This window comes from Herbidospora galbida (genome assembly GCF_005233835.1).
In the GTDB taxonomy this organism is placed as follows: domain Bacteria; phylum Actinomycetota; class Actinomycetes; order Streptosporangiales; family Streptosporangiaceae; genus Herbidospora; species Herbidospora galbida.
Window position 1 is genome coordinate 95,290 of sequence record NZ_SZQA01000013.1, and the last position, 13,651, is coordinate 108,940.

Annotated in this window: 11 protein-coding genes; 7 read left to right on the forward strand and 4 right to left on the reverse strand. The window is 69.6% G+C overall.

All coding sequences use genetic code 11. The features are described 5' to 3' along the window. Positions 1-110 precede the first annotated feature (110 nt). Positions 111-1,076, forward strand: coding sequence for a DUF1996 domain-containing protein (locus FDA94_RS15580; RefSeq protein WP_137247777.1), 966 nt, complete (start codon positions 111-113; stop codon positions 1,074-1,076). A 330-nt stretch (positions 1,077-1,406) separates the two neighbouring features. Here FDA94_RS15580 and FDA94_RS15585 read toward each other — a convergent pair whose 3' ends face one another. Next, complete coding sequence (locus tag FDA94_RS15585; RefSeq protein ID WP_137247778.1) at positions 1,407-1,769, reverse strand: hypothetical protein; 363 nt, start codon at positions 1,767-1,769, stop codon at positions 1,407-1,409. Positions 1,770-2,340: 571 nt separating this feature from the next. Between FDA94_RS15585 and FDA94_RS39180 the strand changes: the two genes are divergently transcribed. From FDA94_RS39180 to FDA94_RS15605, 5 genes are all read left to right on the forward strand, one after another. After that, a complete protein-coding gene (locus FDA94_RS39180) occupies positions 2,341-2,502 on the forward strand; it encodes a hypothetical protein (protein WP_170990959.1) in 162 nt (53 codons plus the stop codon). 61 nt (positions 2,503-2,563) lie between these two features. Then, positions 2,564-3,568 (forward strand): MvdC/MvdD family ATP grasp protein, encoded by a 1,005-nt coding sequence (locus FDA94_RS15590; protein ID WP_137247779.1) that lies wholly within the window; start codon positions 2,564-2,566, stop codon positions 3,566-3,568. Continuing rightward, complete coding sequence (locus FDA94_RS15595) at positions 3,568-4,509, forward strand: TIGR04500 family putative peptide maturation system protein (RefSeq protein WP_137247780.1); 942 nt, start codon at positions 3,568-3,570, stop codon at positions 4,507-4,509. The genes FDA94_RS15590 and FDA94_RS15595 overlap by 1 nt, the downstream gene beginning before the upstream one ends. Then, positions 4,506-4,688, forward strand: coding sequence for a hypothetical protein (locus FDA94_RS15600; protein WP_137247781.1), 183 nt, complete (start codon positions 4,506-4,508; stop codon positions 4,686-4,688). Before FDA94_RS15595 ends, FDA94_RS15600 begins: the two co-directional genes overlap by 4 nt. After that, positions 4,685-6,826, forward strand: coding sequence for a peptidase domain-containing ABC transporter (locus FDA94_RS15605; protein ID WP_137247782.1), 2,142 nt, complete (start codon positions 4,685-4,687; stop codon positions 6,824-6,826). Before FDA94_RS15600 ends, FDA94_RS15605 begins: the two co-directional genes overlap by 4 nt. Positions 6,827-6,851: 25 nt before the next feature. On the opposite strand, the gene FDA94_RS15610 is transcribed toward FDA94_RS15605, so the two are convergent. The 3 genes from FDA94_RS15610 to FDA94_RS39185 form a co-directional block, all read right to left on the reverse strand. Next, complete coding sequence (locus tag FDA94_RS15610) at positions 6,852-10,145, reverse strand: ATP-binding protein (protein WP_137247783.1); 3,294 nt, start codon at positions 10,143-10,145, stop codon at positions 6,852-6,854. A 435-nt stretch (positions 10,146-10,580) separates the two neighbouring features. Then, a complete protein-coding gene (locus tag FDA94_RS15615; RefSeq protein WP_246059950.1) occupies positions 10,581-11,774 on the reverse strand; it encodes a serine hydrolase domain-containing protein in 1,194 nt (397 codons plus the stop codon). 206 nt (positions 11,775-11,980) lie between these two features. Beyond that, positions 11,981-12,145, reverse strand: a complete 165-nt coding sequence (locus FDA94_RS39185; RefSeq protein ID WP_170990961.1) for a hypothetical protein — start codon at positions 12,143-12,145, stop codon at positions 11,981-11,983. Between the two features lie 888 nt (positions 12,146-13,033). Here FDA94_RS39185 and FDA94_RS15620 point away from each other — a divergent pair. Beyond that, positions 13,034-13,531, forward strand: a complete 498-nt coding sequence (locus FDA94_RS15620) for an ankyrin repeat domain-containing protein (protein WP_170990962.1) — start codon at positions 13,034-13,036, stop codon at positions 13,529-13,531. The last annotated feature ends 120 nt before the right edge of the window (positions 13,532-13,651 follow it).

Consider the following 13,651-nt stretch of genomic DNA (forward strand, 5'->3'; position numbering starts at 1 on the left):
AAGCGGCCGGGTGGCTAACGTTCGACCCGCCGCCGCGCGATTCGCCCTTCGGTGATCTCTTTGGCGACTCTGCCCGGCAGCCCCAAGCGTCCCACTGTGAAAGGAAATCGATGTCAGACCACACGCGGCGGCGCCAATGGAGCCGGGCAGCGGGGACGACTCTGCTCGCCGCGGGCCTGCTGCTGGCCGCGCGCCCGTTCCTGATTCCGGCCTCGGCCGCCGCGGGCCCGCACGCCTCGCACCAGGCGGCCCCCGCGGCGGTGGCCACGCCGTTCCCCACGGCGAAGCCGCTCCCGGTCCCGACGTTCTCCGGACCGCCGCCGTTCGCGCAGTACCGCGAGATCCACGCGAACTGCAAGGTCACCCACCACCTGTCCGACGACCCGATCGTCTATCCGGGCCTGCCGGGCGCGGCCCACAACCACACCTTCGCCGGGAATCCGACCACGAACGCCAAGTCGACCAGGGGCTCCCTGCTGGCAGGCGGGTCGAGCTGCCAGGACACCATGGACAAGTCCGCCTACTGGATCCCCACGCTGTACCAGAACGGCAAGGTGGTGGATCCGACGATCGTGACGACGTACTACAAGTCGGGTGTCAAGGACTACCGGACGGTCCAGCCCTTCCCGGCCGGTTTCCGGCTCATCGTGGGCGACATGCGTACGGCTTCCGCCGCGGACTTCCAGGGCACGTGGACCTGCGGCGGCGGCACCTTCACCACCTTCCCGAAGTCCTGCCCGTCAGGCAGTTCGCTGATCGTCCGGCTGAAGGCCCCGAGCTGCTGGAACGGCCGCGACCTGGACTCGTCCGACCACAAGAGCCACATGGCCTACCCGGTGAAAGGCGTCTGCCCGGCGGCGTTCCCGGTTCCGTTGCCGATGCTGGAGATCAAGGTCCCCTACAAGCTTCCGGGCGGGAAGACAGACGGCCTCGCCTACTCCTCCGGTGCGAGCTACTCCTTCCACTACGACTTCATGGAGGCGTGGGCGGGTAACCGGCAGGCCGAGCTGGTGAAACACTGCATCAACGGTGGGCGGCAGTGCAACGGTTACGGGATCGACCAGCACAAGCCCTGACGGAACCGCTGATTCTCCGGAACGGCGTACCCCCTCGGGAGTACGCCGTTCGCGAGTAGGGGACCGCGGCAGGTGGCGCTGCCCGCGAAGATGCCGTCGTCGAAGTTCCTGACGACGAGGAAACCGCCTTCGACTTAGCGATCAAGAGTGACAACGACGTGCTGATCGAGACCATCGCCGATTCCGTCACCAGCGGGGTTCGAGGGGTCGTCCCCCCTAAAATTCGGTGGGCCGTACTTGGCTAAGAAGAACGGCAGATCCCGACCCAAAAATCTTGGATGGCTCGGCCATACAAGGCGAGGTGTCGAGGTGCCTCTCTTCGGCCGATTGTCAGCGCGCAGGCGGAGCGCTCGGCCAGAACTGGAAGAGGTAGGATTCCAGCTCTTCATCTGCATCCTCGGGGAAATGGTCCAGCGGCACGAGTACCGTCCGGTGCCCTCTCACGCTCCAGTTTGCCTTCGGCGGGCCCAACTCGATGGCGGGATTCACCGCGTCAGTCAGCATGTCGTCGATGGCGATGGACCCAGAGCTTACATAGAAGCTGGTGGTGATCACTTCTGCGTCGTGGCCGGGCCCTGGGTCGGAAGGCCACACCTCAAAGCGAATACGCTGCCACCAGCCATTCAGGCTCGGCGCTCCGGTCATTCCAAGAATTGTCATATGACTTCGCATCCGGGTCGTCAGGCCCGCCATGATCCGTGATGGTGAATTCATAGTACTGCACGAATATGGAATCTTCTGCGGCTCGGATGATTTCCGGCATTGAGATCCTTGAGTTTCGTCAGATTCCCGGTTCGGCCGGGCGTGTTGGACAAAAATGGTTCGGGGAATCAGAGCACGGGTGTTGCCGATCCAACGATCCGCCCGCGCTCGGGCCAGCCGCTCGGCCGCCGGCAGCCGTGCCGGCGACCGGGCACTGTCATGCGGATGGGACAGATCTTCGGCTAGCCCACCTCCAACTCGGCCTCGGGCTCCCCGGTTACCGCTGCTCGAGCACCTCGAACGGCCGTACTGCCTCGCCCGTCACGGCTAAGTCCCTCCTAAGCACGTTCCAAGTCAGCCGCCGGAACGGCGAACGGCGTACCTGATCGTGGTCGAGGACGCCGCCGAAGCGGGTCGCGGTCTAAGCGCTCTCCAAGAAGCGACCAAGTCTCGATTCTTACCGTCTTCACCAGGTGCTCAACCGATCACCGGGCGCCGCCCAGCGGTGCCGATTTCGCAGCGAACAAGAATGCCGTCCCCGTACGGCCAAGGAGAGACAAGCATGTCCAAGATCAAGATTGACGACCTGGCGGCCGTCGGCCGTGAGCTGAACGAGGGCGACCTGCGTCTGGTCAACGGTGGCCACAACCCGGACCTGACCAGCATCGTCATGACCCCGTCGGGCGGCCGCTGGCGCGACCGGGACGACTTCACGGGCGCCTGATCCGGTGTGACGCGCGGGGTGCCGGCCGGTGCCCCGCGCGTCCCGTCCCAGGAGGACTGAAATGCCAAGCGAGATTCTCATCCTGACGGCGGAGGGGGACGCGCACGCCGAGAAGGTGGCCGCGATCCTGGCCGCCCGCGGCGTCGAGGCCGTGATGTTCGACCCGGCGGACTACCCATCCCGGGCCCGGATCAACGCGGCCTACGGCCCAGGAACCCAAGTGCGGCGCACACTCCACACGGACGGCCACCCGCTCGACCTCGACGCGCTGACCGCCGTCTGGTTCCGCCGTCCGCAGCCACCCGCCGCCCATCCGGAGATCACCGACCCCGCGGTTCGCGTCTACGTCGAGGGCGAGTGCTCGGCCTTCACCGCCGACCTGTGGGACCAGCTCGACTGCAGGCACGTCCCGGCCCGCAGACAGACGATCATGCTCGCGCAGCGCAAGTCATCGCAGCTCGCGCTGGCCGGCCGACTCGGCTTCGACCTGCCCGCGACGCTGGTCACCACCGACCCGGACGAGTTCCTCGACTTCTACGACCGGCACAGCGGCCAGATCATCACCAAGCCCTTGCACGACCCCCGGCCCCCGGCGAACGCCGGTGCGGAGCTGGGCCGGTTCTCGGAGCCCGTGTCCACCCACGACGTGATCCACGCCGACGCGATCCGCCTCGCGCCCGTCATCGTCCAGGAGTACGTCGTCAAACAGGTGGAGCTCCGGGTCACCGTCGTCGGGCGCGCGGTCTTCGCCGCGGAGATCCACTCCCAGGAGAGCAACCACACCCGGTTCGACTGGCGCCGCTACGACCTGGGCAGCACCCGCCACGAGCCGCACCGGCTCCCCACGGACGTGGCCCGGCGCTGCGTCGAGATCGTCGAGCGGCTCGGGCTCCGCTACGGCGCGATCGACCTGATCCTGACCCCGGACGGGCGCTACGTCTTCCTGGAGGTCAACCCGAGCGGCCAGTGGCTCTGGATCGAGAGCGCGACCGGCCTGCCGATCAGCGAGGCCCTCTGCGACCTCCTGCTGTACGGCGAGGTCCACGGCGGAAAAGGAGACCGGTGATGTTGTCCGACGCGCTCGACACCCTGCGCGACCTGGCGGGGAGCGACCCCGGCGAGGCGCTGCGAACCCTGCGGGAACGCCATCCGGACGTGCGCTTCCGGCTGCTGCGCCAGCGCGAGGAGTACGACGACTCGCTCCACTACGACCTGTTGATCAAGCGGGCGGGAGAGGGCACGATCTCGCTGTCATGGTGCCCGGAATCCGCCCTGCCGTGGCCGTTGCGAGGCGTGCACCGGGCCAGCGAACTGCTCCTGCTGCGAATCGACGGGGTGGGCGTGACCGTGGCGGAAGCGGTCGCCCGGCTCGACTTCCTGTGGGACGAGGCCCGTCTGATGGATCGGATCGTCACCGCCGCCCTGCTCCAGGCGGAGCTGGAGGAATCCCCCGTCGAGCTCACCGACGACGAACTCCAGGAGGCGGTGGACGCCTTCCGCCGGGCCCGCGGCCTGCTCACCGTCGAGCGGACCCGCGAGTGGATGGATCAGCGCTGCCTCACCGAGGTGGACCTGCGGGAGCTGGTGGCCGGGGAGGCGGCCGTCGCGCGGGTACGCGAGCGGGTGACGGCCGGCCGGGTCGAACCGTACTTCGCGGAGAATCGGGCGGAGTTCGGCACGGCCCGGATCGCCAGCTGGGGCTTTCCCGACGCGGAGTCGGCCCGGCAGGCCGAGCTCGACGACTGCGACGCGGAACTCATGCCGGGCACCCGGCTGGTGATCGAGGACGTGCCGGTGGCCGAGATCGGCCGGGCGAAGGCCGGGGAGGTGTTCGCGCCCACGCCGAGGTCCCTGGTCAAGGTGATCTCCATCAGCGACGCCGTGCTCGACGCGGGCACCCGCCGCCGCGTCGAACAGCGGATCTTCGAGGAGTGGCTGGCGGAGCGCCGCCTGGCCGCGAAGATCGAGTGGTTCTGGGGCACCACGGCGCGGACGGGTTCGCTGTGAGCGGCGAGCGCGTCTTCCGTGCCGAAGCGCGCGTCCGGGCGGTGCGGTCACGGCCCGTGGCGCTGGGCGCGACCATGCTCGCGCTGCTGTGGCTGGTGGTCATCGGGCTGGTGGCGGCGTTGTCCCTGCTGGTGCTGTTCCTGCTGGCGCGGTCCCACGTCGACGGTGGCCTGAGATGAGACGAGCCCCCGTGATCCTGCAGCACGCGGCGACCGAGTGCGGCGCCGCGTGCCTGGCCATGGTGTTGTCCTGCCACGGCCGCCGCACCGCGATCCAAGAGGTCACCGACCAGCTGCAGGTGGGTCGAGACGGCCTGAGCGCGCTCGCCATCGTGGCCGCCGCCGAACAGTACGGCCTGCGGGCGAAGGCGTTCTCGCTGGAGCCCGCCGATCTGGCCCGGGTGCCGATGCCGGCCGTGATCCACTGGGAGTTCCGGCACTTCCTCGTGGTCGAGCGGTGGGCCCCCGGCAGGGTGGACGTCATCGACCCGGCCCAGGGCCGCCGCCGGCTCACCGCCGAGGAGTTCGACGCCGGCTTCACCGGTGTGCTGCTGGCGTTCGAGCCGGCGCCGGGCTTCCGCCGGGCGCGTTCCGGCGCCGCCCACGCCTGGCGCCGGGAGTTCCTGCGGACCCTGCTGCTCCGGCGGAAAGGCCTGCTGGCGCAGGTGCTGGCGGCCTCGGCGCTGCTCCAGATCCTCGGCCTGGGCCTGGCGACGATGTTCCAGCTCGTCGTCGACCGGATCCTGCCGCACGGCGGCGAGCGGCTGCTCACGCTGGCCGGGGTGGCCGTGCTGGCCGCCGCGGTGACCCAGTTCGCGGTGGCGTACCTGCGCTCGGTGCTGCTGGTCGCGCTGCGGGCCCGCACCGACGGCGAGGTGACCGAGAATCTGGTCTCCCATCTGGTCGCGCTGCCCTACCGGTATTTCACCACCCGAGGCAAAGGCGACCTGGTGAACCGGTCCGCCAGCGTCGTCTCCCTGCGCGAGACGCTGACCGGACAGGTCCTCGCGACCCTGCTGGACGGGCCGCTCGCGCTGGTCTTCCTCGTGCTCGTCGTCCTGGCCGACCCGTTCTTCGGCGGCTTCCTGCTGCTGCTCGTCCTGGTCCAGGCCGCGATCCTGCTCGGCACGGCCCGCCGCGTCGGCGACCTCACCCGGCGCGAGCTGGTCGCCCTGGCCGCCACCCAGAGCCGCCTGCTGGAAGCCATCGGCGGCATCGAGACCCTCAAGGCGTCCGGCGCCGAGCCGCTGGCGATGAAACGCTGGTCGGAGCAGTTCGCCCTCCAGCTCCACGCTGACGTGCGCGGCGGCCTGGTCAAAGGACTGGTCGACTCGGCGCTGACCGCGATCCGCTACCTGGCGCCCCTAGGGCTGCTGTGGGCCGGTGCGTGGCGGGTGCTCGACGGCTCGATGAGCCTGGGGACGCTGCTCGCGCTCAACTCCGTCGCGGCCGCCGCGCTCACCCCGATCGGCTCGCTGCTGACGGCGTTCCAGAACCTCCAGGAGGCGGGCGCGCACTTCGACCGGCTGTCCGACATCCTGGCCACCGAGCCGGAGCGGTCCGCCGGTATCGAGGTGCTGCGCCTGCGCGGTGCGATCGAGCTGCGCAGGGTGAGTTTCCGGCACGACCCGCGCGGCCCGTGGGTGCTCCGCGAGGTCTCCCTGACCGTACGGCCCGGCCAGAAGGTCGCGCTGGTGGGCGCCTCCGGTTCGGGGAAGACCACGCTCGCCCGGCTGCTGCTGGCCCTGCACACCCCCACCGAGGGCGAGATCCGGTACGACGGCGTCCCCGCGGCCGAGCTCAACCGGCGTTCGCTGCGCCGCCAGTTCGGGGTCGTCACCCAGGAGCCGTCCCTGTTCACGGGGACGATCAAGGAGAACATCGCGTTCAACGACCCGGAGGCCTCGCAGCGGCGGATCGCCGAGGCCGCCGAACTCGCCTGCCTGCACGATGAGATCGTCGCGATGCCGATGGGCTACGAGACGCTTCTGGTCGAAGGCGGCGGGCTGTCCGGGGGACAGCGTCAGCGGCTCGCTCTCGCCCGTGCGCTGCTGCCACACCCCCGGGTTCTCCTGCTGGACGAGGCCACCAGTCAGCTCGACGCCGCGACCGAGGCGGAGATCGAGGCCCGCCTGGCCGGTCTGACCCAGACGCGCATCGTCATCGCGCACCGGCTCAGCACCGTCAAGGACGCCGACCTGATTCTCGTCATGGACGGGGGGCGGGTGATCGAGCACGGCACGCACGCGGAGCTACTGGCCCGCGAAGGCCGCTACGCCCGCCTTGTCGCAGCCCAGATGGCCGGCGTCACGACGTGATCGCGAAGGAACGAGGGCTGGAAGGTCAGCTTCGCCGGAGCTGGGCCAGCGCCGTACGAGCCCCCTGCTCCCAGTGCGGAGAACCCACCTGCCGGGCGACCTCCACCGCCCGGCGGTAATGCCCGGCCGCCGCCTCCGGCCTGCCGAGGAACACCGCGAGATCGCCGAGCGTGTGGGCCACCGGTCCGAACGTGATCGACGCGGAGTTCAGCCCCGCCATCTCCCCCTCTTCCGGCAGCAGCAGGCGGTAGCACTCCTCAGCCGTCTCCCGGGCCGCCAACGCGATCGCGTTCTCCGACCGGGCCGCCAAGTCCAGCAGCCAGGCGTAGTCCCGGCGTGGAAGGTCCGCCGGCCACACGGCCCGGGCCTCCTCCAGGCGGCCGAGTCCCACGAGCGCGCGGGTGTACAACTCTCCGGTGCCGTCCGGGATCAGCTCGTAGATCGGGGTGATCGCGTCCAGGGCGTCGTCGAAACGCCCGGCCACGAGGCAGACCACAGACCTGCCCACCGGGCCCATGGGGGCCCACATCGGTGCCCCCATCTCCGTCATCTGGTGGCCCAGCATCGTGTACGCCCGCTCAGACTGCTCGAATTCTCCCCGGACCAGCAGGTGCAGCGCGTCCAGGAACGCGATGATGCCGAGGGAGTGCGCGAGCTGGCCGCTCGTGGAGTGCTCCGCGGCCTGGTCGGCGTGGTGCCGGGCGGCCGCCCAGTCGTTGCGGCCGAGCATGACCATGCACAGCGCCATGTGGCCGAGCGTCTGGTAGCCGAGCAGCCCGGCCGACGCGGAAGCCCGCAGCAACTCGTGCCCGACCTCCTCCATCTCCTCGCGCCGGCCGGGGCCGTGGCAGGCCCAGTACCGGGCGTTGAGCGCCATGCACATCAGCTGCGGGTCGCCGAGGCTCCGGGCGATGTCCAACGCCTCGCTGCTCGCCTTCTCCAGGCGGTCGGCGTCGTGCCCCTCGATGAGCTGGCACAGCATGGCCAGCAGGCGGCAGCGCGGCCCGCCGGCCTCCCCCGGCAGCGCGTCCTCGAGGATGTTCACCAGATCGGGGTCGAGCCTGCGCGCCGGCTGGATGGTCCAGATGGTCGGCGCGTCGAACGCCACGACGGCCCGCGCGAGCGCCCGTGGGTCACCGATCCGCCGCGCGGTGGCGATCGCTCTCGCGCGGGCGTCGAGCGACCGCTCCACGTCACCGGCGTGCGCCAGCGCGGACACCAGGTGGCACAGCAGGTCGAGCCGGACCGCGTCGGACGGGTCGGGGGCGAGATCGAGCGCGCCCAGCCCACCCTCCAGGAAGCCCGCCGCGTCCCGGTAGGCGTACAGGGCGGACGCCTGGGCCGCCGCCCGGGACGCGTGCTCAGCCGCGGTCAGCGCGGTGGCGCCGGTCGCGGCGGCGAGCGCGTGGTGCCCGAGCGCTCCGACGTCCCGGGGGCGTACGGCCTCCAGCGCCGTCAGCACCTTCCCGTGAATGCGCGTGCGGCGCAGCTGGGGAATCTCCTCGTAGAGGGTCTCGCGGACCAGCACGTGCGCGAACCGGACATGCCCTGGCCGGGGCTCGTCCAGCAGCCCCGCCAGCACGCCCGCCTCCAGCCCGTCCAGCACGGTCTCCTCGTCGGCCCCCGGCATCGCGATCAGCACATCGGCGTCGACCTCCCGGCCGAGCACCGCCGCGTTGCGCAGCGTCGTCTGGACGGCCCCGGGCAGGCGGGCCACCCGCCGCCGGATCAGATCCCGCACCCCCGGCGGCAGCGCGTTGACGGCCATCGGCCCGTCCACCGCCAGCAGCCGCGCCGTCTCGCTCACGAACAGCGGGTTGCCTGCCGTACGCTCGCTCACCCGGCGCACCATGGCCTGACTCACTTCCAGGCCGGAGCGTTCCACGAGCAGCCGGGCGATCTCATCCGGTCCCAGCCCGCCCAGGGTGAGGTGCTCCACGGTCTGTACGGTGAGCGCGGCCCCCGTCGCCAGCAGGTCGGCGCCGCCCTCCCCGGGCCGGTGGGTGAGCAGGACGAGAACGGGCGTGCCTGCCAGCCGTACAGCCAGATGGCGCAGGAGCTGGAGGGTCTCCTCATCGGCCCGGTGGGCGTCCTCCAGCACGATCAGCAGCGGTCCCCGAACGCCTTCCAGATAGTCGCCCACGGCTCTGGCCAGCCAGAACTGGCCGACCGGGGCGGCGTCGTCGGTCAGCAACGGGGCCAGCCGGGCGGCGGTCTCCGGCAGCGGCGGCGTGGTCGCCGCCAGATGGCGCAGCACCTCGCTCCACGCCCACGCGGGCGGCACGCCACCCGTCGTCTCGGGACATCGGCCGACGACGGTCTGCCAGTCCCGCGCCGCGAGGTGCCGTACCAGCGCGTCGGCCAGGGTGGTCTTGCCCGAGCCCGCCTCGCCGCCGAGCCACGCGAGCCGGAACCCGCCCTCGGCGGCCTGGCCGGCCGCGGCCGTGAGGCGGGCCAGCTCTCTGGTCCGGCCGACCATCCCCCGCGGAGCGGGCGGTTCCAGGCGGACCGGCGGCACCACCAGCGGCGCCAGCTCGGGTTCCGCCACGATCAGGTCGAGGGAGGGGACCTGGGCGAGAATGTCCGCTTCCAGGCTGCGCAGCGCGGCCCCCGGGTCCACCCCGAGCTGCTCCACCAGCAGCTCCCTGGTGCGGCGCAGGACCGCGAGCGCGTCCCCTTGCCGGCCGGCGCGGTAGTACGAGAGCGCGAGCAGCCGTACCGCGTTCTCCCGCAACGGGTTGACGGTGACGTGCCGCTCCAGCTCGGGGACCGCCTCGGCGTGGCGGCCCAGCGCCAGGCACGCCTCGGCGCGGTACTCGACGGCGACCGTCCGTAACTCCTGGAGGTGCACCACCTCCGGCACGGCCCACTCCTGGTCGGCGAACTCCGCGTACGCCTCGCCCGTCCACAGGGACAGCGCCTCCTCGACCGTGTCGAGGGCGTCGGCGGCCATGCCCCTGGCGAGGAGACCGGCCGCGGTGTCGACCAGCCGGGGGAACCGCCAGGCGTCCACGTCGTCGGGGTCGAGCCGGAGCCGATACCCGGGCGGTGCGCTCACCAGCACGTTCGCGGCTGCCCGCGGCGCCCGGCCCGGCTCCAGGATCCGCCGCAGGTTCGAGACGTAGACCTGCAACGCACCGAGCGCCTTCGGCGGCGGCTGCCCCTTCCACAGGTCGTCGATGAATCGGTCGGTGGACACGATGTGCCCCTGCGCGCACACCAGCCGCGCCATCACCGCCCGGTGGAGCGTCGTGCCGATCTCGACCGTACGGCCTGCGACTTCCGCGCCTATGGATCCCAGCACATGTACCCGCACCATGACGGGAAGCATAAGTTGTTACGTTTGTCCCCCGCAGCGGCAAGAACCCCCAAAGGTCGGATGGTCAGCCGCACTGCCAGATCACACCGCAGGGTCGATCCGCATGAAGCGCTCCTGGAGCGGCGGAGACGACGGACCGGGTCCAAGTTCGTCGGCAGGAGCGAGAACTGCACGCCCTGGCCGACAGCCTGCCGGATACCCCGCAAGCCCTCCGTGATCAGGAGCGCACAGGGGTGACCGCGGGTTCGCCGACGGCCAAGAACCTTCGGGCGCTGAGTCCGGAAGACGTCGAAGAACAAGCGGACTCCTGAGCAGCCGACGAGTCCTCTGACCTTCCGGGCGCCCCTGACACGACCGCGTTCTGCAGCCTCCAGGAGCCCGCCGGACCCGCCCCCGCCGTGACCATGACTGGCCAGGCGGGTGCGGGAGAGCCGCTCAGAAGTAACGGGAGCTGAGGTCGGTGGTGGGCCAGGTGGTGACCTTGCCGATCTCGGCGTTGATCCGCGGGCTCAGCACATCGAAGTCGAGGCTGCCGCTCTCCTCCCGGCGGTTGAACAGCGCGGCGTAGGTGAAGCCGTTCTGCAGCCGGGCCAGATAGGTGTAGGTGCCGGGCAGCGAGCCGTCGTGCCAGGTGTTGAGGTGCCCGGTCACCTGGCGCACCCACCAGCCCGCGCCGTACCAGGAACCGCTCGAGGTGACGCCGATCTCCGGCTTGGCGAACATCTTGCCGATGGAGGTCACGTTGAGCACCGGACCAGGAGCGTCGAAGACTTTCGCGAACCTGACCAGATCCACTGCGGAGGCCAGCCAGCCGCCCCCGGCGCCACGGTTGGGCATGCTGAAGCCGCCGTAGGGGGCGGGTACGACGGCGCCCTGAGAATCCGCGACGGTCTTGGCGGTGAAACGCGACTCGTAGAACACCTCGCCGGGCGCGGCCTCGGCGCGGAGCGTACGGCCGAGCCGTAGCCGGGTGATGCCGACGGGCGCCAGCAGCTTCTGCTTGACGTAGGACTCGTAGCTCTGGCCGGAGACCTTCTCAATGATCAGGCCGAGCAGCATGTAGCCGTAGTTGCTGTAGGCGTAGCGACTGCCGGGAGCGAAGTCGAGCGGGCGGCTGCTCGCATACTTGACGATGTCGCCCCGGGTGATCGGCAGCGGTACGCCGAGCGCGCCGGCGATCACGTGGTCCAGATACAGATAGTCCTTCGAGATGGCGCTGTCCCAGCCGCCGGTGTGCTGCAGCAGCCGCCACACCGTCACATCGGCCAGCCGGGGATCCGCCGCGGTGGACAGGCCGAGCAGGCGGGCCACCGAGGCGCCCAGGGTGAGCTTGCCGTCCTGGACCAGGCGCATGATGGCGGCGGCGGTGATGTGCTTGCTCAGGCTCGCGATCCGGAAAAGCGAGGTGGGCGACACCGCGGGGACGGCCCGGCCGTCGCTGGAATACCGGTAACCACGCGCCAGGACGAGCTTGCCGTTCTTGACGATCGCGAGCTGAGCGCAGGAGATGTCACGCTCAGTGATGTAGGTCTTCAGGACCCGATCGAACCCCGCGAGCGCGGCGGGCGCGACCCCGGACACCTCCACCGCCGGAGCGCTGCCGGCCCACGCGGGCAGTGCACCGGACACGGCCGCGGGTAACACCGCGGTACTCGCCTGAAGGAAGCTTCGCCTGCTGAGCAGCGTCACATGGGCTCCTGGAATCGGCGGTTCAACAAGGCTCTGGATACCGGTAGCGGATCTTAGGGTGCTTTTTCGGCCTTCGCCAACCAGGATTTTTCGGGGCGCCGTATTCGGTGCCCCGAACCGACCACGCAGAGCATCAGGTGCGGGCATCACGCGAGGTTCCGGTCCTCGCCGAGCGCGATCCCGTTCGCGTATGGGCGATAGTCGGGGAGCTCCGTCTCGTGCCCTCCTCGAAGGGCGGGGTGATCTGGCCGGACGGGGTCGAGGTCACGGAGGCCGTCGTTGTAGCGGATCTCGAAGACTTCGTCGCACAACCGCCCCGCCCAACGTCGCCCTGCGCGAGGTCGCGGTGGCGGTCGAAATGGGCTGTCGATCACACCTTCGAGTCATCACGGCGATCAACGCGTAGCCGCCGTCAAGCGAAGGCCGCGCTTCGCTTGACCTGGCCGCACACCCAGCCCGTGGCAGGTGCCTCGAAGGGGCAACAACCACGGGCCATTCATTCACCAGTGGAGTTAACGCTCGCCTACTCGAACTCGTCCATCCAGACCGACACACGCCGCGAATGATGGAATCTCGGACGGCCCACCGAGACGGCCAGAATCCTCTGAGGTGTCACCTCGCAGCGCCACCGATCCGACGAAAAGCCGGAACGAAGCCCAGCGAGGCTTCACGTGGCCTCATTCAACGGCCCGACTCTGGCAAGCCGAGTCCAATGCGATGAGCTCTGGCGAGGGCGCCCTCTTCGATGTCGACTTTCCCTTCATCCGCAAAACGGAGGAGGGTAGTTCTCATGGACGCATAGTCCGCGTTCGGCGGTACATCGATTGCCCACAGGAATCCCGTCGCATCAATCTCCCAGGAGCACTCGAAGCTGCGGAGCATGGCGTCAACACGTCTCTCGCGTCGTCATCGGTGATGATGACGCGGACCGTCGAATGTCCCGCCTCCGAACGAATTCTTCGCATACGAACTCCCTGCGCTCATGATCAGCTCTGGCTCGCACAATGTCACGGAAGGCGATTCCCTTCACAAAGAAGGGAGTGTTCCGGCCTCTAGCCCGCACCGACCCCTGCACCATCTACCACAGCGAAAGTCTCGTCGATGACAACCGTGCACATCGCGACACCCCGCGCTCTTCATCATGCCCCTCGTGCCGCTCGATGCGGAGGCCTCAAAGGCCCGGCGGCGATACTTATCCGGTGGATGACGAATCTCTGGGGTGGGCCGTCTTCGACGGCGACACGGCGGGGCTCCGCGGCATGCTTCTCAGCGGCGCTGATCCCAATGTCGTGGACGATGGGACACCTCTCGTGGAACTCGCCGTCCGCTTCGGTCGGATTGGCGTTCTTCGAGTCCTGGTCGAATTCGGGGGAACCCTCGATGTCCCATCGCTGTTGCACAACGTCGTAGCAGGACGAGAGCTACCAGACATGCTTCTCGTGCTCCTTGAGCTGGGCGCAGATGTCAACGCCCGTGACTCCGCCGGCTGGATGCCACTTCATTTCGCCTCGGCTTATGGATACGAGGGCTCGGCCCGTGCGCTCCTCGATGCCGGTGCCGACATCACCGCGATCACACGTGAAGGACTCACCGCAGCTGAGATAGCCCAGCGGAACGGCCATGGCACACTCGCGTCCCTGCTCGTTCACAGAGCCTCGTATCCCGTCGTCCCACCCCAGACAGAACCCCCCACATGAAGAGTCGAGCGAAGCGAGAGCAGCCCGAGCGATAGCGAGGCCTTACCAGGGAGCGCGAGGGGCGGAGCCCCTGGCAAGGAGCGAAGCGACCCGGAGCGACAGCGACGCAGGGGCCGCATA